The organism is Mucilaginibacter calamicampi (assembly GCF_042676765.1).
GTDB lineage: Bacteria > Bacteroidota > Bacteroidia > Sphingobacteriales > Sphingobacteriaceae > Mucilaginibacter > Mucilaginibacter calamicampi.
In genome coordinates, this window is sequence record NZ_JBHTHU010000001.1 from 119720 (window position 1) to 141765 (window position 22046).

Annotated in this window: 22 protein-coding genes; 8 read left to right on the plus strand and 14 right to left on the minus strand. The window is 42.3% G+C overall.

Going from position 1 to position 22046, the window contains the following annotated elements:
• Positions 1-48: 48 nt before the first annotated feature.
• Positions 49-1098: a hypothetical protein gene (locus ACFQZS_RS00550; protein WP_377096083.1), complete on the minus strand. Its 1050-nt coding sequence runs from the start codon at positions 1096-1098 to the stop codon at positions 49-51.
• A gap of 71 nt (positions 1099-1169) precedes the next feature.
• Positions 1170-2054, minus strand: a complete 885-nt coding sequence (locus ACFQZS_RS00555; protein WP_377096086.1) for a class I SAM-dependent methyltransferase — start codon at positions 2052-2054, stop codon at positions 1170-1172.
• A gap of 126 nt (positions 2055-2180) precedes the next feature.
• On the opposite strand from ACFQZS_RS00555, the gene ACFQZS_RS00560 reads away from it, so the two are divergent.
• The 3 genes from ACFQZS_RS00560 to ACFQZS_RS00570 are packed head-to-tail and all read left to right on the plus strand — an operon-like array spanning position 2181 to position 5863.
• Complete coding sequence (locus ACFQZS_RS00560; RefSeq protein WP_377096089.1) at positions 2181-3416, plus strand: carboxypeptidase-like regulatory domain-containing protein; 1236 nt, start codon at positions 2181-2183, stop codon at positions 3414-3416.
• Complete coding sequence (locus ACFQZS_RS00565; protein ID WP_377096092.1) at positions 3413-4624, plus strand: carboxypeptidase-like regulatory domain-containing protein; 1212 nt, start codon at positions 3413-3415, stop codon at positions 4622-4624. Before ACFQZS_RS00560 ends, ACFQZS_RS00565 begins: the two co-directional genes overlap by 4 nt.
• A 24-nt stretch (positions 4625-4648) precedes the next feature.
• Entirely contained in the window at positions 4649-5863 is a 1215-nt protein-coding gene (locus ACFQZS_RS00570; RefSeq protein WP_377096095.1) for a carboxypeptidase-like regulatory domain-containing protein, read from the plus strand.
• A 3-nt stretch (positions 5864-5866) separates the two neighbouring features.
• Here the strand turns inward: ACFQZS_RS00570 and ACFQZS_RS00575 are convergent, their stop codons facing one another.
• Both ACFQZS_RS00575 and ACFQZS_RS00580 read right to left on the minus strand, forming a co-directional pair.
• Positions 5867-6619, minus strand: a complete 753-nt coding sequence (locus tag ACFQZS_RS00575) for an ABC transporter ATP-binding protein (RefSeq protein WP_377096098.1) — start codon at positions 6617-6619, stop codon at positions 5867-5869.
• Entirely contained in the window at positions 6616-7347 is a 732-nt protein-coding gene (locus ACFQZS_RS00580) for an MlaE family ABC transporter permease (RefSeq protein WP_377096101.1), read from the minus strand. Before ACFQZS_RS00580 ends, ACFQZS_RS00575 begins: the two co-directional genes overlap by 4 nt.
• A gap of 188 nt (positions 7348-7535) precedes the next feature.
• Between ACFQZS_RS00580 and ACFQZS_RS00585 the strand changes: the two genes are divergently transcribed.
• From ACFQZS_RS00585 to ACFQZS_RS00595, 3 genes are read left to right on the plus strand one after another with little or no spacing between them, the layout of a single operon-like run.
• Positions 7536-8240 (plus strand): SDR family NAD(P)-dependent oxidoreductase, encoded by a 705-nt coding sequence (locus ACFQZS_RS00585; RefSeq protein ID WP_377096104.1) that lies wholly within the window; start codon positions 7536-7538, stop codon positions 8238-8240.
• Between the two features lie 33 nt (positions 8241-8273).
• Positions 8274-8855 carry a PspC domain-containing protein gene (locus ACFQZS_RS00590; protein ID WP_377096107.1) on the plus strand — a complete coding sequence of 194 codons (582 nt, stop codon included), beginning with the start codon at positions 8274-8276 and terminating at the stop codon, positions 8853-8855.
• Positions 8856-8889: 34 nt separating this feature from the next.
• A complete protein-coding gene (locus tag ACFQZS_RS00595; RefSeq protein WP_377096110.1) occupies positions 8890-9864 on the plus strand; it encodes a LiaI-LiaF-like domain-containing protein in 975 nt (324 codons plus the stop codon).
• 52 nt (positions 9865-9916) lie between these two features.
• Here the strand turns inward: ACFQZS_RS00595 and ACFQZS_RS00600 are convergent, their stop codons facing one another.
• From ACFQZS_RS00600 to ACFQZS_RS00625, 6 genes are all read right to left on the minus strand, one after another.
• Positions 9917-10534 carry an RDD family protein gene (locus ACFQZS_RS00600; RefSeq protein WP_377096112.1) on the minus strand — a complete coding sequence of 206 codons (618 nt, stop codon included), beginning with the start codon at positions 10532-10534 and terminating at the stop codon, positions 9917-9919.
• 42 nt (positions 10535-10576) lie between these two features.
• Complete coding sequence (locus tag ACFQZS_RS00605; RefSeq protein ID WP_377096115.1) at positions 10577-11200, minus strand: class I SAM-dependent methyltransferase; 624 nt, start codon at positions 11198-11200, stop codon at positions 10577-10579.
• Complete coding sequence (locus tag ACFQZS_RS00610; RefSeq protein WP_377096117.1) at positions 11201-12079, minus strand: UbiA family prenyltransferase; 879 nt, start codon at positions 12077-12079, stop codon at positions 11201-11203. It lies immediately after the preceding gene.
• 24 nt (positions 12080-12103) lie between these two features.
• Positions 12104-13360, minus strand: a complete 1257-nt coding sequence (locus tag ACFQZS_RS00615) for a metallophosphoesterase (protein ID WP_377096120.1) — start codon at positions 13358-13360, stop codon at positions 12104-12106.
• A 9-nt stretch (positions 13361-13369) separates the two neighbouring features.
• A complete protein-coding gene (locus ACFQZS_RS00620) occupies positions 13370-14878 on the minus strand; it encodes a sigma 54-interacting transcriptional regulator (protein ID WP_377096123.1) in 1509 nt (502 codons plus the stop codon).
• Between the two features lie 152 nt (positions 14879-15030).
• Entirely contained in the window at positions 15031-16128 is a 1098-nt protein-coding gene (locus ACFQZS_RS00625) for a vWA domain-containing protein (protein WP_377096126.1), read from the minus strand.
• A gap of 153 nt (positions 16129-16281) precedes the next feature.
• Between ACFQZS_RS00625 and ACFQZS_RS00630 the strand changes: the two genes are divergently transcribed.
• Positions 16282-16566, plus strand: coding sequence for a GNAT family N-acetyltransferase (locus tag ACFQZS_RS00630; protein WP_377096129.1), 285 nt, complete (start codon positions 16282-16284; stop codon positions 16564-16566).
• Between the two features lie 2 nt (positions 16567-16568).
• Here ACFQZS_RS00630 and ACFQZS_RS00635 read toward each other — a convergent pair whose 3' ends face one another.
• Positions 16569-17447: a carbohydrate kinase family protein gene (locus ACFQZS_RS00635; RefSeq protein WP_377096132.1), complete on the minus strand. Its 879-nt coding sequence runs from the start codon at positions 17445-17447 to the stop codon at positions 16569-16571.
• Positions 17448-17592: 145 nt separating this feature from the next.
• Here ACFQZS_RS00635 and ACFQZS_RS00640 point away from each other — a divergent pair, with 145 nt between their 5' ends.
• Entirely contained in the window at positions 17593-18009 is a 417-nt protein-coding gene (locus ACFQZS_RS00640; protein WP_377096135.1) for a YybH family protein, read from the plus strand.
• A gap of 278 nt (positions 18010-18287) precedes the next feature.
• Here the strand turns inward: ACFQZS_RS00640 and ACFQZS_RS00645 are convergent, their stop codons facing one another.
• The 3 genes from ACFQZS_RS00645 to atpA all read right to left on the minus strand — a co-directional run bounded on the left by ACFQZS_RS00645 (position 18288) and on the right by atpA (position 22036).
• Positions 18288-19169 (minus strand): cupin-like domain-containing protein, encoded by an 882-nt coding sequence (locus tag ACFQZS_RS00645; RefSeq protein ID WP_377096138.1) that lies wholly within the window; start codon positions 19167-19169, stop codon positions 18288-18290.
• 319 nt (positions 19170-19488) lie between these two features.
• Positions 19489-20388 (minus strand): ATP synthase F1 subunit gamma, encoded by a 900-nt coding sequence (gene atpG, locus ACFQZS_RS00650; protein WP_377096141.1) that lies wholly within the window; start codon positions 20386-20388, stop codon positions 19489-19491.
• A gap of 73 nt (positions 20389-20461) precedes the next feature.
• Positions 20462-22036 carry a F0F1 ATP synthase subunit alpha gene (gene atpA / locus ACFQZS_RS00655; RefSeq protein ID WP_377096144.1) on the minus strand — a complete coding sequence of 525 codons (1575 nt, stop codon included), beginning with the start codon at positions 22034-22036 and terminating at the stop codon, positions 20462-20464.
• Between the last annotated feature and the right edge of the window lie 10 nt (positions 22037-22046).

Sequence of the window (22046 nt, forward strand, 5' to 3'; positions counted from 1 at the left end):
GTGCCTCCCGGGGTATATTATTATATCAGTAGCTGTTACCAGATAGTTTTATTGATATTGAATATATATTGGGTTAGGTGTTTTTTTCAACACTTCCTCAGGCGTCATCATGTGATGAGGGGCCTTTTTTAAATCGTTTTTATAGAAAAGTTTAAAGCCTGTAAATTGCACGGGCTCATTTTGGATAAAATAGCGCCATGTGCCGCCCTTTAATTCAGGCTCGCCCCAGCCATCCATATCCATAACTACCTGTACCTCGGGGCGCAGTTTTATATTTTGGTAATTAGTTACCATCTTTTTAGTAAAGCGGTGTACTATTAAAACTTTTGGAGGCAGGTTGTATTTTTTAACTATTCCGGCCAGGTAACCGGTTACGTAGTTTATATCAGCAGCATCATAAGTGCCAATTTTTTTGCCCGGTTTTGAACCATCTTTCATAGAAAACTCAGGGTCCATGCCAAAGTGCACATGCGGCATGGCCAAATATTTTTCAAACAGCGGTAATTCTGCCTGTATGTTGCTTAAAGCTACCTGCACATCTAAAAATACCAAACCGTTTACCCTTTTAGCTAAGGTTAATACGCTGTCAATCTGTTGAAAAGGCATGCGGTAACGATATTTTCCATCTTTACCACCATCGCCCTGCGCAACTACGGCGATGTAATGCAGGGCAGGTTGAACAGGTGTTTTAGGATCAGCTTTTTCCCAGGCCTTAACTTCTGCTTTCAACTTTGCCAGCATTTCTTTTGGCGGTAATTCGCCTAAAATGCCCATTTTTTTCGAGTACAGGTTGCCGTAATAAGCAACTACACGTTTGTAAGGAAAAACAGCTCCGGCCAAAGGGTACGGGGCATTTTTAACAGGCCATTTGCCCGTGGTATCGCCATGCGACAGGCGTTTCATCAGCGAGTCGTATTGTGCTTTATCAATAGGAGGGTAGTTGCGGGTAATAGTAGTTGTGTCTGGTGCCTCGGTATTGGCGGTTGCGGCTTTCACTTTGGTAGTATCACCGGTTTTGCTTCCGCTGCTTTGTGTGCAGTTACTAAATAGTGTTAAAGAGCCTATTACTAATGCGAACGATAGAAAAATTTTCCTCATAGGTTAGATTTTATTTACAGACGCAAAATAGCATCTTTTTGTTTACCAAAAACAACAATTTTATCAACAGATTACCTGTGTTTGCAAAACTTGCCAAACACGCCAAGTGGCAACTTTATGCCCGATGTAGCCTGTAAATAAAGTTCGCCTATTTCCAGGTTTTCAACCTTGGGGTAAGCCCCGCGGATAAGATTTTCAACTATCACGGATGAGAAACCCAGAGAGTAGGTATTAAGAATAAGAAAATGCTCATCAGGGTGAAGCAACTGTGTAACTTCGGCCATCATTTCGTTTATCTGGTCCTCCAGTTTCCACTTTTCGCCGTTAGGCCCATGGCCGTAAGCCGGTGGGTCTAATATAATACCGTTGTACTTTTTACCTCGTTTAAGTTCTCGCTTTACAAATTTTAAAGCGTCCTCAACCACCCAGCGGATATCTTTTAAGCCGGATAACTCCTGATTCTCGTTTCCCCAGGTAACTACCTGCCGTATAGAATCAACGTGCGTAGTATCAGCACCGGCGGCGCGGGCTATTAATGATGCCCCACCTGTATAGGCGAAAAGATTAAGCACCTTCGGATCGGGCGTTTTAAATTTTTTAACGTTTTGCGATATATAATCCCAATTAACAGCCTGCTCGGGGAATATACCTACATGCTTAAAAGAAGTAAGCGCCAGGCGGAATTTAATAGCCGCCTCGGGGTTTTTGTATTCAACATGCCAACGGTCGGGGGTTGCAGGGTTTTTCTTAACCCACTCGCCCGATGTTGCCGAACGGCCCTTAAACCTGATGTTATGCAGGCGCTGCCACTCGCTTTGTGGTAAAGCCTTGCTCCAAACAGCCTGCGGCTCTGGGCGAATCAGCACAACATTCCCAAAGCGCTCCAACTTCTCAAAATCGCCGCAATCAATTAGTTCGTAGTCTTTCCAGTGGGTGGGCGTAAGCAGTTGGATCATTTTTTTATGTTATGCCTGGTACGTTTTGCGTAATAGGTTGTATTTGTGCAAAATTAAGATAAAAAATTATATGCAGCCATGTACAACTAAGCATCTTTATAACTAAATTAGTAGTTGTAAATTATTATGAGGAAATTCCTTTGTTTATTGTTGATTATTACTTGTATTGGTGTAGCCAAAGGCCAGTCTGTCTATAATGTAACCGGTATAGTTACCGATGGAAAAGATATCCCCATTCCGGGTGCTACAGTTTTTATAACAGACTCGCGCATGGTTACTGCTGCTAACGCCGATGGGAAATTTGCTTTAAGGCAAGTGCGAGCGGGTAAGTATACTCTGGTTGTTAAAATGATGGGCTATGTTGCCTCTACACATGCATTTGTACTGCAAAATAATGATATGCGGTTTAGGGTAAAGCTGCAGGAGGACAATATTGAACTTAGAACGGCTAATATATCAGCGATGTCTCTTGCTGAGCGGAAGCGACACCTGGCAACATTTATACGCTGTTTTTTAGGCATATCAACAAATGCTAAACAATGTAAGATCCTGAATACAGATATTTTGGTATTTAAGTTTGATAAAAAGAAGAACATCCTTTCGGCCAACACTGACGACTTTTTGGTGATTGAAAACCGGGCGCTAGGTTACCGGCTAAAATATTTGCTAAATAGTTTTGTTTATGACCAGTCTGGTTTAGAGGCTATCTTATCTTTTGACGGGAGCGTATTTTTTGAAGATATGGAAGGAAATGCGCGGCAGAAGAAAATGTGGCAACAGCAAAGGGTTGATGCGTATCTGGGTTCGTCAATGCATTTTTTTAGATCGTTGTTTAGTAATAAAGTGGAAAGGAATGGATTTACTGTTTACAACATGTTTAACCGTTTGGCTTTAGAAGCGCGTATAAAAGAGAAGAAAACAATACCTATTAAATATTTTACCTCAATTAAGCTGTTCAGAAAATATACTAATGTGGCAGATAGCAACTCAAGAGGGTTTAATCTGGGTCTGTTTAAAAAAGATTCGACAGAGTTATATGTAGTGTATAGACGTAATGAAGAGCCCCGCGAGTTTTTAGATGGGGGTACTGTAATAAAAAATACTTTTAACATGCCCGAGGGTCAAAAATCCATTATTACCCCTTTGAGCGATAAGGTATACATCAATAAAAACGGAAGCGTTAGTCCTATTGGTCATACACAGTTAGCCGGCTTTTGGATGTGGGGGAAAATGTCATGGGCGCTGCCTTTTGATTATGAGGTACCACCAGGAATGGAGCCTTCTAAAATAGAGGATGAGGGTGACACTGTTGACGATGAAACAGATAGCAATGGCATTAACAACCCTGATCTGAAAAAATGAGAAAGTTATTTTGTTTCCTTTTTCTTTTAGTTTGTTTAAGTACAGTTAATGCGCAGTCTGCTTATGATATAACAGGCGTAATTACCGACGAGAAAGATATGCCCATTCCCGGGGCTACAATTTTTTTAGGCGATTCGCGCAAGGCCACCGCGAGCGATGCTGACGGTAAATTTATACTGCGCCAGGTGCAGCCCGGTAAATATAACGTGGTTGTTAAAATGCTGGGGTACGCAGTAACCACCCATGAGTTTATACTGCAAAACAAAGACGTAAAATTCAGGTTTAAACTCGCCGAGAATAATCTGTTGCTTAATACGGCTAATATCTCTGCCATATCCCGCAGTGACAGGGAGTGGTATCTGGATATCTTTACACGCTGTTTTTTTGGCGTGTCTAATAGTGCCCGCGATTGCAAAATAGAAAATCCCGATATAATACGGTTTCATTACGATAAACAAAACAGTGTGCTAACAGCGAGTACCGACGATTTTTTAATTATCGAAAATAAAGCGCTTGGATACCGGATAAAATACCTGTTGACCAATTTTAGTTATGATAATGGCCATGCAGGTGGGGTTGTAGCTTTTACCGGGCGCCTTTTTTTTGAAGATATGCAGGGTGACGGCCAGCAGCTTAAAAAATGGGAGCAAGCCAGGGCAGATGTTTACCTGGGTTCTATTACGCATTTCTTTCGTGCCCTTTTTAACAGCAAAACAGATGAAAATAAATTCGTGATTTACCAGGTACCCGATGAACGGTTGTTAAATGCATACGCTAAAAAGCATAAGCAAATCCCTCAGCGGTATTATAAGCCTGTCAAATTGCTTGACAAATTTATTACTACAACGAATAATGGCTTTAAACTATTTGATCTGCGGCCATTAATAGCGGACTCTACGGAACTATATGTTCTCTATACGCCCAAACGCGAACCAAAGGATTTTATGGCGCATGGTGTTGAAATAACAAGGGGTTTTAAAATGCCCTTAGGGCAACTATCCTTCCTTCGCCCCGTGCGCGATAGCATTTTAATAAACAAAAACGGCGATGTAAGCCCGGCTGCTAATTTAATAAAAGGCGGCTTCTGGACATGGGGACAGATGGCCGCATTTGTACCGTCGGATTATCAACTGCCGCCAGAGTTTGAACCGGCGAGATTAAAACGGTTTGGTCGCGGTGAGGCCAGGCGTAATAATCAGAACGAATGATAAATACACGCCATTGCTTATTTTATGAGAAAACTGCTTTGTTTCATAATCCTCTTTATTTGTATTGGCGCGGTCAGTGCCCAGCAAACTTATACCATAACCGGTATAGTAACAGATGATAAAGACGCGCCCATCCCCGGAGCCACCGTTTTTATTGGCGACTCGAGAAAAGTTACTGCAAGCGACAGCGAAGGGCGCTTTACTTTTACGCAGATGCGGCCGGGCAACTATAACGTGGTGGTAAAAATGATAGGTTATGAAATTTTACAGCATGCCTTTATGCTGCAAAATAAGGATGCAAAATTTAGATTTAAGCTGCAGGAAAGCAATGAAATGCTTAATACAGTTGAAATTAATGCGATGTCGCTTGCGGAAAGGAAGCGGCTGCTTGCCATATTTATGGAGTGTTTTTTGGGCAGATCAAAAAATGCCGCGCAATGCAAAATTTTAAATACCGACGATATAAAACTGCGGTTTGATAAAAAGAACAATATACTCACTGCCAATTCAAGTGAGTTTTTGATAATAGAAAATAAGGCATTGGGATATCGTATGAAATACTTGCTGAATAACTTTTTATATGATCGCTCAATAGGTAATAACCTGATATTTTTTGACGGGACTTTGTTTTTTGAGGATATGAAGGGTAATCCGCGACAGCAAAAAAAATGGGATGTGGAACGGGTTACTACTTATTTAGGTTCTGTTCCACATTATTATCGCTCATTATTCAGCAACACATTAGAAGAAAACGGGTTTCTTACTTATGTAGTTCCAAACCCTAAATCTTTTAATAGTAAGGCGATATTAAACCCCGACATGCTTTTAAAATATTTCATGCCTGTTGGCGACCTGAAACGATATATCAAAGATGTAGACGATAATTTTAAATCCTTCAACCTGGGTTTGCTCACTAAAGATTCTACGGAACTGTATGTTTTGTATACGCCTAAAAATGAGCCGGCAGATTTTAAGGAGCGTGGTAATGTGGTATACCGGGCATTTAAAATGCCTGCCGGGCAGTTGTCTATCATCCGGCCAACCGCCGATAGTCTTTTAATAAGCCGGAGTGGCGATATAACCCCGGTTAACAGCATTTTATTTGTTGGCTTTTGGGGATGGGGGCAGGCCGCTGCTTTTTTGCCGTCAGACTACATGATCCCGGCAGGAATGGAGCCGCCTAAAATCCCGAAAAAAGCGGAGGCAACAGTAGGGCCGCTACCAAAAGTCGGTAATTGATGATTACAATTTAGACTTTGCTGCCTGCATAAACTTGCTGGCAAATACAAAGTCATTAAGCTCTTTGTTATCCGTATGGGCAATGTCTTTGTTTGATCCTTCCCACCATTTTTGCCCCTGGTTTAAAAATAGAATATGATCGCCAATACCCATAACCGAGTTCATATCATGCGTAACAATAACGGTTGTTATCTTGTACTCTTCGGTAATTTCATTGATAAGATTATCAATAAGAATAGAGGTTTGCGGATCAAGGCCAGAGTTGGGCTCGTCAACAAAAAGATATTTGGGCTGCATGGATATGGCGCGGGCAATACCCACCCGTTTTTTCATACCGCCAGACAGCTCAGATGGATATAGTTTATTTTTACCCTCCAGATTTACCCTTTCCAAACAAAAATTGGCACGGTCTAATTTTTCGGACCGGGATTTTTCTGTGAATAAATTAAGCGGGAACATAATGTTTTCCTCTACCGTCATAGAGTCAAACAGGGCCGAATTTTGAAACAGCATGCCTATTTCTGTGCGGATGGGTACCCGTTGCTCAAAACTCATTTCAGTAAAATTCTCACCATTAAACAGTACCTGTCCTTTAGTAGGTTCGTGCAGGCCAACAATACATTTAAGCAAGGTTGTTTTGCCTGATCCTGACCCGCCTATGATGAGATGGTTTTTACCCGGTTCAAATTTGGCGCTTATGCCTTTTAGTACCTCGTTTTCGCCGAATGTTTTATAAATATCCTTTATCTCTATCATAAAAACATACTTGAAACAATAAGGTCGGCAAAAAGCACAAATATACAGCTGTAAACCACGCCACGGGTGGCAGACTGACCAACCTCTAATGCGCCGCCCTCAGTATAAAAACCATTGTAGCAGCAAATTGAAGTAATTAAAAAACCATATACAATTGACTTTACAGCGCACACCGTAACAATTACCGGATTAAAGCCATCCTGCAAGCCGCTAACAAAATCGGCAGGAGAAATATCGCGGGTAATAACGCAGGCCAGGTAACCACCGCATAAACCTAAACCCACAGAAACAATGGTTAACAGCGGAATCATAGAAATGCCGGCAATAACTTTCGGCGCTATCAGAAAACCGGGCGCGTTTACGCCCATAATTTCCAGCGCGTCTATCTGTTCAGTTACACGCATGGTGCCTATCTGCGATGCCATGCTTGAGCCTACACGCCCTGCAAGCACCAAAGCTGAAATGGTTGGACTAAATTCTAATATTGTTGAATCGCGCGATATACCACCTGCAATGCTCATAGGCACCAGCGGGCTTGATAATTGGAATGCCACCTGTATGGTAGCTACCGCGCCAATAAAAACAGATATAATACAAATAATACCTAAAGAGCCGATACCTACTGATACCATTTCGCGCATTACCTCGGTCCAGTATACACTGAATTTCTCGGGTTTTTTAAAACTTAATCGTAATAAGAGGATATATCTGCCTAAACTATAGAACATATTATAAGTATAATGCCGGTTAAAAATACATTTTTTACCTTGAGCTCCCGCATGGGGCAGATATTAATTGTAGGTTAACCGTATTGTAAACGGAAATTATTAAAGATTGTTTAAACTTTGGTTTGTGTAAAGCTTCTATTTTTATCTTATTGTTTAGTGGTTGGTAAAATTCGCCTACATTTAATACCATGAAGAACGCACTGATAACCGGCGCTACCAAAGGTATGGGCCGCGCCATAGCCATAGCTTTTGCAAAAGAAAATACTAACCTGGCCATTTGCGCCCGCAACGCCGATGACCTGGCCGCGTTTAAAACTGAACTCCAAAATATAAACCCAAATATCGAAGTAATAACCGTTGTTGCCGATGGTAGTAACCGCGAAGAGTTGTTGCATTTTGCCGAAACGGCTCAACAAAAATTAGGTTATATCCATATCATTGTTAACAGTTTAGGCATGTATGTGGCTTCAAGTATATTGGATGACGAAAAAAACTTATTCCTAAAAGTTGTAAACACTAATCTCATGCCTTCCTATGAACTATACCGTTTTTTCGGTAAAACCATGGTTTCTGTCGGTGAAGGTCACATCTTCAATATTTGCTCCATCGCGGCGCTTGATCCTATACCCGAAGCCGGGATTTATAGCGTAACAAAGGCCGCGTTGTTATGTCTTAATGATGTAATGAGGCTTGAAATGGAAAAGCACGGCGTTAAAGTAACTGCAGTAATACCCGGCTCAACATTAACAGACTCATGGAAGGGCATAGCCGTTGATAAAGACAAAATGGTGCTGCCCGAAGACATAGCTTCGGCCATAATAAACATTTATAAAATGAGCGCCGGTGCCAATGTTGATCAGATTATAATAAAGCCTGTGTACGGACAGGTGTAAACTAAACAACAAACTAAAAAAAAAATTAAGATCATGGAAAAGAAATTATATAGAGACGAGCTAAACAAAAAGGTTGCAGGTGTTTGCGCCGGTATAGCCGACTATTTGAATGTTGATGTAACCTTAGTCCGCGTAATATTTGCGCTGGCACTTGTTGCAAAAGGCGGAGGCGCCCTCCTTTATTTTGTATTGTGGGCGGTATTACCTAAAAAGCCATACCACTTAAACAACCCGAATGTAGATTATACAGTTCCGCCGGTAAATGAGCCTTTTAATCCCTTCAGGGGCGGAACGCCACCTTTTAACCCTGGTAGTGTGCCTCCGTTTGCTATGAAGCCTAAAAAAGAATCGAACGCCGGGTTAGTAGTAGGTATCCCACTGGTGTTGTTAGGTTCGTTCTTTTTGTTAAACCAGTTTGATATTATCCCCTTTATAAGGTTTCATGATGTTTGGCCGGTTGTACTCATTATAATTGGTATTATGGTTGTAATATCGGGTATGGAGAAAAAACCTAAAGCCGTTGAAAAAGAAAAGTGGGACGGCGCGGAGGGACAACCCGAAGACGCGGCTCCTGCCGGTGATAATGCATCTGATAACACTTTAAACCAACAATAAAATTTTACAACACTGATATTAAATATACAAGATCATGAAAAGTAATAAATTATTCCCCGGCGTTGTATTAATACTAATAGGTTTAATGTTCATGTTACGTAACTACGGTTTCCTGCACTTTCACTTCTGGAACCTGTTTTACCTGTGGCCAATTATAATTGTTATTATAGGCATCAACCTTATTTTTGCCAACAACAGATCTACCTGGGCCACAGTATTAAAATTGGGCGTTATAGTTGTTGGTTTCGGATTACTGTTTTTCGGTAACTTTTCAAACCATAACCCGTTTTGGGGTCGCTACTCTTATCATGTAGATGACGACGATGATGATGACGACAATTACAGCGAGGGCAGAAGGATAACCAAATTAGAAGGCGCTTCAGTTTTTACAGAAAACTATACTGATAGCATTAGGGTAGCACAGCTTAACATAAGCGGCGGGGCTACAACCTATAAGTTAAATGATACCACTAACCAATTATTTAGCGCCAATACGCAAGAGTATTTTGGCAACTATCAGTTAACAACTAATAAAAATGATTCGTTATACGTATTGAACTTTAAAATGCGCGATAACAGCAAGGGCCGGTTTGATTGGAACGATGGCCATAAAAAATCTAACATTGCAATGTTTAAACTTAACGTAAACCCTGAATGGGATATTAACATTGCCACAGGCGCAACCGACCTTGATTTTGACCTGTCAAAATATAAAGTGCGTAAGCTTGATCTGGCAGGTGGTGCAGGCGCTTTCAAGATCAAATTTGGTCAGCCTTTAACTACTACTAATGTTGACATTTCAACCGGCGCGTCAGATGTTGACATTGATATACCCAATACTGCAGCTTGCCGTATAACAAGGAGCAGCGCGTTTTCATCAAGCGATTTTGAAGGCTTTACTAAAGTGGGCGATGGCGCTTATGAAACCCCGGGCTTTGCAAATGCCACCAATAAAATATACATTAAAATTAAAGGCGGAATGTCGTCTTTTAGTGTAAAAAGGTATTAGTACACCTTTAAATAAAAATAGCGATGGGTTTTAAACCCATCGCTATTTTTATTTAATTGGTTTTTACTACGTAAGTTTTCGCCAGGCTGTCATACCAGTTCTGGCGATGCTCGTTAAAAAGCATGGTTAAAAAGGGTACCCATAACATTATTGACATTACCACGCCTAGATTGCGGCCTAATGATTGAAGTATTGACGGAGCGCTGCCATTAATATCCACCACAACCAGCTTACATATTTTTTTGCCTATTGTAGCTTTAATGGGCGATGACTCAATTATTGCTCTGTAAAGTAAAAACAAGACCGAAAAGCCCAGGTTGAATAAAATTATAGACTGAGGAAAGGGTTTATTAAGAGTTAAGTCGGTTGGTAGCTTTATAAAGCCTGTATTTACGGCCACTAACTCTAATACTATGTAGAGCGGAAAGTAATCTATAATAAAGGCCACCGCTCTCGTTCCAAAGTTGGCCAGGTTATCGCCGGTAGGAAAGTAAATACCTTTTGATTGAAAATAATCGTAAAATTCCGGCATTTCTGATGCAAATTGCAGCTTATCGTTCATTGAAGTTGATAACTGCGTGTTTACATCAAGTCCGTTTTGCACTAACTCGTGGTAGGTAAAGGGTCCTGTTTTCTCGTAACCATCCAGCAGATAATACTCTTTTTCCATATTGCCCGAAGGTAGATATTTAACAGCGTTTTTAAAAGCGCATCACCCCGTACGTTTATATGCTATTGCCCTTATAAAATCGTGAAAAAAGGCTTTTGAATGAACGGGGGTATAATGACGCTTGCTGAAAAGATTTTTTACTTCAGGCAATCGCGATGCTTCTATACTGCATAAAAGCTTAAAGAACAAATGCATGGTTTTAAGCAGTGTTTTTTGCCATAATCTGTCTTTCGGCTCAAAATCAGCATACAGCCATAATCCATTAGGTTTTAGCGCTGAGTTTAAATGATCAAATACTTTTTGAGCAGTTTGCTCACTAAAATTATCAAACAGAAAAGGCGTAATTACAACATCAAAATTGGCATCTAAAAACACATCCTCAATAGCTGAATTGATATAAGTTACCTTGTTTGCACCTGTATCTTTTTGCTGCGATAGGGCCATCATTTTAGGCGATAACTCCACATAGGTTATGTGCAATCCGGTGGGGTGAAGCCTTGTCAGTTCATCCAGGATCCAACCGGTGCCGCCGCCTGCTATCAGAATATTTGTAGCCGGGGGCACAAATTGAAGCAGATATACCTGCGCGTTCACCAGCGCCCTGCCAAACACCAGTCGAGATAGTTTGTCGTAAAACGGGGCCGCGTTATCGTAGTTATTGGCCAACTATGTTGTCAGGCTAAAGAGTAATAAAAAAATATATTGCAGTATCAGTACCCCGTCCAGATAAAAAAAGTAGTAGTACTCATTCTTTTGCCAGTTAGATTTAAAGATCAGCCAACCCGTTAACAAGGCCACAACAGTCAGTGCCCAAAAATTGGCATTAAAACCGTTATTGTGAAACAGGAATAACAGCACAATATATCCGCCTAACAAAAACTGGCAAAACAAGTAAGCTTTGCGCTCGCCCCAAACAACAGGTATGGTACGCAGGTTGGTTTTGCGGTCCTCAAACAGATCGCGAATATCAAACGGAACAGTAAGGGCTGCAATAAACAGGAAACGTTTAGCCAGAAGTATAAAACTGTCTCGCATAGAGATATCAATGTTATCTATATCCTGTGCTTCTAAAATTGGCAGCAGAACAATGCTCAATGTCCAAACAAGGGTAATTAAAAATGGCTTCAGGCCGGGGATGTTGCGTAATCCAAATTTATGATCGCCTACTGAGAACAAGGGCAAACCATACGCAAAGGAGAGCACCCCTAAAAATATAAGCAGCAGCCTTGATTGTACCGATATTAAAAAGAACAATGGCACCAGGCAAAGCAAACACACTATAGTAATGGTAACCATTAAGCGATGATGCGCATAAAACCAACGAATACGGATGTAGGGCGATTGCTGTGGGTTGTTCTTTTTATCAATAAGAATGCAGAAGTTATAAATGCCAAGCGTAGACGCGAAGAGCAAACCTAACACCGTATAAATAGGGGCCGTTTGCAGTAAATGGAACGTAACCAGCGCTTGCGCTACTGCGCACAATGCCATAAAAACATTGCTGAACAGCAAGAAATCCAAAACAGATTGGAAGATTTTTTTCATCCGAGGCTGAAAAGCTACCGGCAATTAGGCTTTATTTAGAGATGGGTCGGCGGCTGATCGTAGTTCAAATATCGTAATCTCGGGCAAAATTCCAACCCTCCCCGGAAAACCAAGGAAGCCATAGCCTACATTTACATATAATTGCTGATTAGCCTCCCTGTAAAAGCCAGCCCACTCCTGATAAACATATTTAACCGGACTCCATTGAAAATGCTCTGTCCGCACACCAAATTGCATCCCGTGCGTATGGCCGGAGAACATTACGTCTATATCCGGATATTTCTGTAACACCTGTGCCCGCCAATGCGATGGATCATGTGATAGAAGCAGTTTAACAGGCAGGTCTTCTGTACCTTTAACTGCGAGGTCCATACGCCCCCGTTTTGGAAACCTACTTAAAGAGCCCCAGTTTTCTACACCCAAAATGCCAATTTCTTCACCGCCAACTTTTAACTTTCTGTGCGTATTCATCAACAGATCCCAGCCCATATTTTTGTGGGTGGCTATCAGGTCTTCCAGATTTTTTTGCTTAGCGGTCATTGAGGGCCAGGAGTTGTAATCGCCATAATCATGATTACCCAGCGTAGAATAGACACCCAGGGGAGCTTTTACCTTATTAAAAATATCCTGATAATCGCGCATCTCGCTAGCTACGTCATTAACCAAATCGCCGGTAAAAAATATAACGTCTGGTTTTTCAGCCAATAGCATTTCAACGCCCCCCAATACCGCTTTTTTATTGTAGAAACTGCCGGAATGGATGTCTGATATCTGTGCGATGGTCATTCCCTCAAATTGCTTAGGGAGATTGGGCAGATAAAGTTTGCGCCGCAGTATTTTGTAGTCGTAAACGTTCGAAACTGATTTAACTCCCATTGCAACCAGTGGTATTGTACCGGCCAGCAACCCGGCTTTCATTAAAAACTCTGAGCGGGGAATTTCTTTTATTTGTGGGTTTGCATTAGGTTTTTTCTTTTTTGAAATAAAGTACCTACGAATATCGTCGGCTAAAACAAAGAATAGAAAAATGAACTTAACAACAATCTGTATAAAGAAGAGACCAAGCACGCCTGCTCTGATGCCCACAGGTAGCTTAATGTAAATGCTTGCAAACAAACCCACAATAAGAAACACCGATAAGCTAAGCATAAGCCACTTAAAGGTTTTACCGTGTATAAACTTCCATTTGGGAAATGCGCCTTTTAAACCGCTTAATAGATACAGGTCTGCAGGCAAAAGCAACAGGCTTACCAAAAGTTTTATCAATCCGCTTCCGAACATATTTAAATCTTAATAACGGTCATCATCTAAATCCAGATCGTCATCATCCGGCTGTAAATTGAAAAGACTGTTAAACATGTCTGAGAACGCGAAGCCATTGTCAAGAAAACCTTTGCTGAGTTGCGAGAATTCGGCAAGACCGTGTAATATAAATTCCATTAACAACAGTTGCTGATTTTCGGTCAGGCTTGGATGGAATTTTTTGATGAGGGCTTTTAAACCCGGTACACTATTTAAAGCATTTTTATAGGCAACTGCCGACAGATCGTCTAAAACGGAAAGCGTATTGCCATCGGCAAACCACGCAACAATTTCTGAATATGGATTGGGTGCTTTACTTTTCTTGGCCTTTTCAGGATCAGGGAAATATTTAAGTAATAAAGTTTTAATGGCTTTGCCGATAAGGATATTGGCAACCTTTGCTGGGCCTTCCAGTTCACCTTCATAAACTAGCTCTATTTTACCGGTAATGGCAGGGATAACGCCTAAAAAGTCTGATACCCTAACGAAAGTATTACTCTCGTGGTTAATGATCATGCGGCGCTCTGCATTGCTTATCAGGTTCTCGTAAGCGGCGATGGTTAAGCGTGCAGACACCCCTGATTTTTTATCAATATATTCTGAGTTGCGCGCCTCAAAAGCAATTTGTTCTACCAGATCTTTTACTAGGCCATCTGCTTCCACTGCAACCTTTTGCTCAGGTGTAAGCGATGCTTCCTGCTGGGTGATCTTGCGCGAGATCTCAACCGAGCGGGGATAATGTGTTAATATCTGGCTCTCTATCCGGTCTTTTAACGGCGTAACTATTGAGCCACGGTTGGTATAATCTTCGGGGTTGGCGGTAAACACAAATTGTATATCCAATGGCAGGCGTAGTTTAAAGCCACGGATCTGTATATCGCGTTCCTGTAAAATATTGAATAATGATACCTGTATGCGTGCCTGCAAGTCGGGTAGCTCGTTAATAACAAAAATACCCCTGTGCGCACGCGGTATCAAACCAAAGTGGATAACCCGCTCGTCAGAATACGTTAACTTCATGGTGGCGGCCTTAATTGGGTCAACATCGCCAATCAGGTCGGCTACGGTAACATCGGGCGTTGCCAATTTTTCAGTATAGCGCTCACTGCGGTGGATCCAGGCTATGGGGGTATCATCGCCTTTTTCCTGAACAATGTTATGCCCAAACCAGGAGATAGGATTCAATGGATCATCAAACAATTCTGATTCTTCAATATAAGGAACATACTCGTCTAACAAATTAACCAGCAAACGCGCTATGCGTGTTTTTGCCTGCCCGCGTAAACCCAGCAGTAAAATGTTGTGACGGGAGAGGATAGCGGTTTGCAGATCAGGAATTACAGTATCTTCAAATCCGATGATACCTTCAAAGCCACCTTCTTCTTTCTTTTTAAGCTGGGTAATAAGGTTACGGCGCAGTTCATCTTTTACCGATTCACTTTTGTAGCCGCTGGCTTTTAGTTGGCCTAATGTTGTTATATTTTGTATGTTACTCATAAGTCTTTAAGCATTCTGTCATATCAAGCGATAGCGAGAGATCCATACATTGATTTGCCGCTTGCTTAGCGTGTGTATAGATTCCTCCTTAGGTCGGAATGACAATCATTCAATAATTATTTGCACATCTGCACATTCGCACATCTGCATATCTACCGCACATTTTTCCTTCTGTTCCGCGCATAGTCCTCAAAAATATACTCACCCAAATTATTCAGCGAGCTGTAAAAGGCCTTGCCGCCGTTTGTCTCGGTAAATTTACGCACAAACTGCTGCAGATAGGGGTCGTTAGCTATCATAAATGTGGTGATAGGTATTTTTAAGCGCTTGCACTGCGCTGCCATGTTAAGTGTTTTATTAACTACTTTACGGTCAAGGCCTATGCTGTTTTTATAATATTTGGTACCTTCCTTTAGGCAAGTAGGTTTACCATCAGTGATCATAAATATTTGTTTGTTGGATGTTTTCCTTCTACGCAGCAGATCTGTTGCCAACTCCAAACCCGCGTAAGTATTGGTATGATAGGGCCCAACCTGTAAATAGGGCAGATCTCGCAGGGTAACGGGCCAGGCATCGTTGCCAAAAACAACAATATCCAAGGTGTCTTTAGGGTATTTGGTACGGATCAGTTCGGCCAGTGCCATGGCTACTTTTTTGGCCGGTGTTATCCTGTCCTCGCCATAGAGTATCATGGAGTGCGATATATCTATCATCAGCACAGTTGAGGTTAGGGTTTTGTAGTCCTTTTCCTCAACTTCCAAATCGCGCTCGGTCATTCTAAAATCGCCTATACCGTGGTTAACCTGCGCGTTGTGGATAGACTGCGTCATGTCTATCTGATCCAGGCTGTCGCCAAATTCAAATTCGCGCCGCTCCGCGTTCTTTTCATCGCCCTGACCGCTTTGCGGCGAACGGTGATTGCCTTTGCCCGATTTTTTTAACTTCCCGAAGATCTCCTCCAACGCCGATTGACGAATGCTTTGTTCGGCTTTGGCAGTAATTTTAAAGCCGCCGCCTTCGCGGTCGTCATCCAGATAACCCTTTTGTTTAAGCTCGTCAATAAAATCGCCCATACCATACTCATCGTTGGTGAGGCCGTACTGTTTATCCAACTCGTTCATCCAGGCCAAAGCTTCGCCGGCATCGCCCGATGTGTAATTGAGCAACTCCAAAAATAATTTCAGTAATTCGTCAAATCCGCCTTTGGGTAGTTCAGTTGGCGTAAACTTTGAAAATCCGTAACCGCGCATAGTGTGCCTTTCAGTTATAAATTAACGCAATATTTCTCTCAATAGTTTGATAAAGTGGAATTGTTAGGATGGTATGACAATAAGCGCTATCAGATTTATAAAACCCATTTGTAAATAGATGGTTTATTAAAAATACTTTCCTAAATTTAAATTATGCCATACACCAACCTGCCATTAGTTAACAATGCCGAAAATCATAATTTTGAGATGTTTGTTAACGGCCACCGGGCTTTTATTGATTATCAGCTGCGTGGAGATAAAATGTTTTTAATACATACCGAAGTACCCGTTGAACTGGAAGGACAGGGTGTTGCGCCCGCACTGGTTGAAAAGGTGTTTCAGTATGTTGACGAACGCCAGCTAAAAGTAGTGCCGTATTGTGCCTATATTAAGATCTGGCTAAAGCGCCATCCGGATTGGGAGCGACTGGTTGCCTAAACCTACCAGGTTTCCATCAACTCTGTTACACCTTCAACATAACGTGGGTTGGCACCGCGTTTACCGGCCACAAATCCGCCTACTGCGCATGAGCGTTTTAGAATATCGGTCATTGGTAAATTGTCAAGCAAACCCTTAACAAAGGTAGCCAGAAAGGCGTCGCCCGCGCCAACGGTATCAACCACCTTTACCGGATAGCCGGCGTGCTCATAAAATTCATGGTCGTGCCAAACTACCGCGCCTCTTTCTGCAAGTGTAACGCATATGGTTTTAACGTGGTATTTTATATGAAACTCTGTTATCCTGTCTTTCAAACTGCCTTTTTTACTTGACAAAAGCAGGTTGGCTTCCTCCTCATTCATCTTTACCACATCGGCATGGGCAGCCAGCGTTTCAATGGTAGTCTGCGTATAATGTGGTGAACGCAGGTTAACGTCAAACACCTTTAATGCTTTTGTATCACTTAAAAGGTTCAATAAAGTATCTCTTGATACCTTATCGCGGCAAACCAGGCTGCCAAACACAATAGCGGCAGATTTTGCAACTTGTTGTGTCAGTTTTTTATCCGGAAGGATCTGGTCCCACGATACCGGCTGAGGAATTACATATATGGCTTGCTGTTTATCATCCAGCTTAACAGCAACCTGGCAGGTGGGCAAATTTCTGCTGCTTTGAACAAGCGGACCGAACAGGTTGTTATCTTTTAAAAACTCAAGCAACTCTGCCCCGGGCTTATCATTACCCACGCTGCTTACAAAGCAAACCGGTGCACCCTGCTGCATTAAATGGAAAGCAACATTCATTGTTGCTCCGCCCGGCTGTTTGCCGTCGGCAAAGGTGTCCCATAAAATTTCGCCAAAACAAAGTATAGTTTTATTCATATCGTTTTTTTAAGTAGAGGTGTTGCTAAGCACGCGGCTAAAGTTAAGGCCTTTTTTGTAGCTACAGTGTTAAATTATTGTTAGCTGTATGTTTAGTTTAGCTACAGGCACAGCGCGCTATAAAAAGATAAATGTATATTTAAGTATGAAAAAACTTTTGCTGATATGCGTTTTTACGTTAACCGCGCATACAATGTTTGCCCAGGATAGTAAGAATATAATTGCCGTAATGAACAAGCAGATGGCTGCCTGGAACAGCGGCGATCTGGAGGGTTTTATGCAGGGCTACTGGAAGTCTGACTCGTTGCTGTTTGTGAGCAGTAAGCCTACGCACGGCTGGCAGGCCACGCTGAACAATTATAAACGCGGCTACCCTGATAAAGCCGCGATGGGCAAATTGTCTTTTGATATTATTAAGGTTGATGTTTTGGATGATAAAAACGCCTTTGTGTATGGCGCCTGGCATTTAAAGCGCGAAAAGGATAACCCAGGGGGATACTTTACGCTGTTATTTAAAAAGATAAAAGGGGAGTGGAAGGTAGTGGTTGATCATACGTCGTAGAGGATTTTTGTCATTGCAATCATGTAACGCTGAATTAAGAAATCCAGGGCCTACAAGGGGGAATGACAAAGAGCGGTGTCATCCTGAGCCTGTCGAAGGATATGCGGGCGGGCCTTTGCGCTCACCTTTCGACAGGCTCAGGATGACAGCCCACGGGCGAATTCGTAACACGTCATGCTGAGCTTGTTTCAGCACCCCACACGCTAAGCAAGGTTCATGTCCTGTGGGGTGCCGAAATAAATTCGGCATGACTAAGTGAACTAAAGCATTCAAATAAATTAATACGGTCTGCCCTTTGCCAAAGCTTTATCAGCACGTTTAACAGCCACGCGCTCCCTGTACTTAGCATAGTCACCTTTGAACGCCATTTTAAGCGCGCTATCCAATCCGCCTTTTATAGCCAGGTTGTACAAGCTGGCCGCTTTACGGGTTAGGGATGCATCCCAGGCACGCAGGCTTAAAGAATAGCCACCATCCAGGTACTTCATCCAATGCCAATAACCTGTAGGCATAAACAGGGTATCGCCATGCTCTAAAAATACTTCAATACCCTTTACACCTTCCAACGCAGGGAATTTTTTGGTATCCGGGTTAGCTACGTCATAATCTTCTAACGCGTAGGTGGCGTTGGGTAGGCAGTACAAGCGCTCTTTCCATTTATTCTCAAACAGAATGATATGCTTATTGCCATGAAAGTGGGTATGGAAAATGTGCGGCAGGTCAATATCATAATGTAGAAACGTAACCGAGTTTGATCCGCCAAAAAACATAGCGGGCATACTTTCTATAAAACCACCCATCAAGTCTTTCGGTAATATCAGATCATTTAAAAGTTCAGGAGCGTGTTTAAATATATTGAAGAAGAATATCCGCAGCTCTGTAGGCTGCGCCATTATCAAATCAATATAGTCATCAAAGGGCATTTGTGCCGCTGCCGAGTTAATAGGTTTTGATGGATCAGCTTTTGAATTATCATAAAGCGGAACCACCTTTTGGCCCACCACTTTCTTTAAATATTCAGGCGTCCATTTATTTATGGCGGGCCAGTTGCCGGTTAATCCTTTTATTACCAGCGGACGGCGCGGGTCCAGATAATTTTTTTTGAAGGTTGCCGCATCAATTGTGTCAACAGTATCAATAGCGCTAAGTATAAAGCCCATTTTAAATAACAAGGGGATGAGTTACCGGGTTAGCTTACGTAAGCTTTGCCGCAAAACTTCAAATTAACGGCAGGGGTATTAGGTTAATGATAAGACAGGGTTAAGTTTATATGTAATGAACTATTTATTGCATCTAACTTAATTGTCATTCTGAGCAACAGCGAAGAATCTTATAAACTCTGCAAAGCAAAGCGCTTGGTTACGAGGTGTACAAGATTCTTCGCTGTTGCTCAGAATGACAGACTGTTTTTTTGACTAAACAAAAAAAGCCCCCCGAAAGATCGGGGAGCCTGATATTTAAGTTTACGAATTGTCTTTTTTAGTCGGCAGATAGCGCTGCTGCACCGCTTACAATCTCGGTAAGCTCTGTAGTAATAGCTGCCTGGCGCGCCTGGTTGTACGAAAGCTTAAGGGCTTTCAACAGTTCGCCTGCGTTTTCAGTCGCTTTATCCATCGCTGTCATACGGGCACCATGCTCAGACGCTACCGAATCTAACACGCCGCGATACAATTGAATTTTGATGTTCTTAGGGATCAATTGCTCAACTATTTCCTCTTTTGAAGGCTCCAATATGTAGTCTACTTGCGCATTGATTTCGCCTTTAGCCGCTGTAGCTTCTGTTTTTTCAGCTTTAGGTACCGGCAACAATTGCTCGGTAATTAAAAACTGCATAGCAGCATTTCTAAAGTGGTTATAAACAATCTCCACACGGTCATACTTACCTTTCAGGAAACCATCCATAATGCTATCGGTAATGGCAGATACAGTGGTAAAGCTAAGGTTGTTATAAACCTCGTTATTGTTGCCGATAACGTTGTATTTACGACGCTCGTAATACTCCTGTGATTTTTTACCTATCGCTACAATAGAAACATTACCCGCTTTATGCTGCTCGCTGTATTTCTCAGCAATCAGGTTATTGGTAGTTTTAATAACGTTGGCGTTAAATGCGCCTGCAAGGCCACGGTTTGATGTAATGGCTACTATCAAAACACGTGTTGGCTCGCGCTGCTGTAAAAACGGCGACGCGCCATCTTCCAGGCTCGAAGACAAATTAGCCAGCAGCTCCTTTAGCTTGTTGGCATAAGGGCGCAGCTCAACTATAGCATTGGTGGCCCGTTTCAACTTGGCAGCCGAAACCATTTTCATGGCTTTGGTTATCTGCTGGGTTGAGTTTACAGAACCTATCCTGTTTCTTACTTCTTTTAAATTAGCCATTTGTTTGGGTTATAGGTTGTAAGTTATAAGTTGTAAGTTAACACCTACAACTTATAACCTGCAACACACAACATTAATAATTTGCTGCAACTTCTTTCGCAACTCTCTCTAACACGCTTGTTAACGAGTCATCAAACTTACCGGCTTTAAGACCTGCAAGCACTTCAGGGTGACGCATTTCTAATTGCGTAGTAAACTCGCTTTCGAAAGCGCGGATCTTGTTTACAGGCACACTACGCATCAGGTTTTTAGTACCTAAGTAAATAATGGCAACCTGTTTTTCAACAGTTACAGGCGAGAATTGACCTTGCTTCAATACTTCAACGTTACGGGCACCTTTGTCCAGTACGTTTTTAGTTGAAGCATCAAGATCTGAACCAAATTTAGAGAAAGCCTCTAACTCGCGGAACTGAGCCTGGTCAAGTTTTAAAGTACCTGCTACTTTCTTCATTGATTTGATCTGCGCGTTACCACCTACACGAGATACCGAGATACCTACGTTAATAGCCGGACGAACACCCGCGTTAAACAGGTTAGACTCCAGGAAGATCTGACCATCAGTAATAGAAATTACGTTGGTTGGGATATAAGCTGATACGTCGCCCGCTTGTGTTTCAATGATTGGAAGAGCTGTTAATGAACCACCACCTTTAACAATGCCACGGATAGACTCCGGAAGGTCATTCATCTGGGCGGCTATAGAATCGTTAACGTTGATCTTAGCGGCACGCTCTAATAAACGGCTGTGCAGGTAAAACACGTCACCCGGATAAGCCTCACGGCCCGGTGGACGACGCAATAGCAAAGATACCTCACGGTAAGCAACGGCTTGTTTAGACAAGTCATCATAAACAATTAATCCCGGTCTGCCGGTATCGCGGAAATACTCGCCGATAGCTGCACCAGCTAAAGGAGCAAAGTACTGCATAGTAGCAGAGTCTGATGCGTTTGCAGCGACTACGATAGAATAAGGCATAGCACCTTTTTCTTCCAGCGCGCGAACGATGTTAGCTACGGTAGAAGCTTTCTGGCCGCAGGCAACGTATATACAGATTACAGGCTGGCCTGCATCATAAAATTCTTTTTGGTTGATGATGGTATCAATACAAACCGCGGTTTTACCGGTCTGACGGTCGCCAATAACCAACTCACGCTGGCCACGGCCGATAGGGATCATCGCGTCAATAGCTTTGATACCGGTTTGCAAAGGCTCGGTAACCGGCTGGCGGTAGATAACGCCCGGTGCTTTACGCTCCAAAGGCATCTCATAAGTTTGGCCAACAATTGGTCCTTTACCATCAATAGGCTGGCCCAATGTATCAACAACGCGGCCAAGCATGCCTTCGCCTACGTTGATAGAAGCGATCTTGTTAGTACGTTTTACTGTATCACCTTCTCTGATCTCGTCGCTCTTGCCTAATAATACAACACCAACGTTATCTTCTTCAAGGTTCAATACAATGCCTTGCAGGCCTGTGCCAAATTCAACCAGCTCACCTGATTGTACTTTGGTTAAACCATAAACGCGCGCAATACCATCTCCAACCTGAAGTACGGTACCAACTTCTTCTAATTCAGATTCTGACTTGAAGCCTGCTAATTGCTGACGCAAAATTGCTGATACTTCATCGGGTCTTACCTCTACCATTGTTTTATTT

Bases quoted from the DNA above. Each gene is read 5' to 3' on its own strand.
- ACFQZS_RS00645 (WP_377096138.1), bottom strand. From the start codon at position 19,169: ATGGGCTTTATACTTAGCGCTATTGATACTGTTGACACAATTGATGCG.
- ACFQZS_RS00590 (WP_377096107.1), top strand. From the start codon at position 8,274: ATGGAAAAGAAATTATATAGAGACGAGCTAAACAAAAAGGTTGCAGGT.
- ACFQZS_RS00620 (WP_377096123.1), bottom strand. From the start codon at position 14,878: ATGAGTAACATACAAAATATAACAACATTAGGCCAACTAAAAGCCAGC.
- ACFQZS_RS00595 (WP_377096110.1), top strand. From the start codon at position 8,890: ATGAAAAGTAATAAATTATTCCCCGGCGTTGTATTAATACTAATAGGT.
- ACFQZS_RS00560 (WP_377096089.1), top strand. From the start codon at position 2,181: ATGAGGAAATTCCTTTGTTTATTGTTGATTATTACTTGTATTGGTGTA.
- ACFQZS_RS00610 (WP_377096117.1), bottom strand. From the start codon at position 12,079: ATGAAAAAAATCTTCCAATCTGTTTTGGATTTCTTGCTGTTCAGCAAT.
- ACFQZS_RS00625 (WP_377096126.1), bottom strand. From the start codon at position 16,128: ATGCGCGGTTACGGATTTTCAAAGTTTACGCCAACTGAACTACCCAAA.
- ACFQZS_RS00640 (WP_377096135.1), top strand. From the start codon at position 17,593: ATGAAAAAACTTTTGCTGATATGCGTTTTTACGTTAACCGCGCATACA.
- ACFQZS_RS00630 (WP_377096129.1), top strand. From the start codon at position 16,282: ATGCCATACACCAACCTGCCATTAGTTAACAATGCCGAAAATCATAAT.
- ACFQZS_RS00570 (WP_377096095.1), top strand. From the start codon at position 4,649: ATGAGAAAACTGCTTTGTTTCATAATCCTCTTTATTTGTATTGGCGCG.
- ACFQZS_RS00550 (WP_377096083.1), bottom strand. From the start codon at position 1,098: ATGAGGAAAATTTTTCTATCGTTCGCATTAGTAATAGGCTCTTTAACA.
- ACFQZS_RS00555 (WP_377096086.1), bottom strand. From the start codon at position 2,054: ATGATCCAACTGCTTACGCCCACCCACTGGAAAGACTACGAACTAATT.
- ACFQZS_RS00565 (WP_377096092.1), top strand. From the start codon at position 3,413: ATGAGAAAGTTATTTTGTTTCCTTTTTCTTTTAGTTTGTTTAAGTACA.
- ACFQZS_RS00580 (WP_377096101.1), bottom strand. From the start codon at position 7,347: ATGTTCTATAGTTTAGGCAGATATATCCTCTTATTACGATTAAGTTTT.
- ACFQZS_RS00635 (WP_377096132.1), bottom strand. From the start codon at position 17,447: ATGAATAAAACTATACTTTGTTTTGGCGAAATTTTATGGGACACCTTT.
- ACFQZS_RS00615 (WP_377096120.1), bottom strand. From the start codon at position 13,360: ATGTTCGGAAGCGGATTGATAAAACTTTTGGTAAGCCTGTTGCTTTTG.
- ACFQZS_RS00600 (WP_377096112.1), bottom strand. From the start codon at position 10,534: ATGGAAAAAGAGTATTATCTGCTGGATGGTTACGAGAAAACAGGACCC.
- atpA (WP_377096144.1), bottom strand. From the start codon at position 22,036: ATGGTAGAGGTAAGACCCGATGAAGTATCAGCAATTTTGCGTCAGCAA.
- ACFQZS_RS00585 (WP_377096104.1), top strand. From the start codon at position 7,536: ATGAAGAACGCACTGATAACCGGCGCTACCAAAGGTATGGGCCGCGCC.
- ACFQZS_RS00575 (WP_377096098.1), bottom strand. From the start codon at position 6,619: ATGATAGAGATAAAGGATATTTATAAAACATTCGGCGAAAACGAGGTA.
- atpG (WP_377096141.1), bottom strand. From the start codon at position 20,388: ATGGCTAATTTAAAAGAAGTAAGAAACAGGATAGGTTCTGTAAACTCA.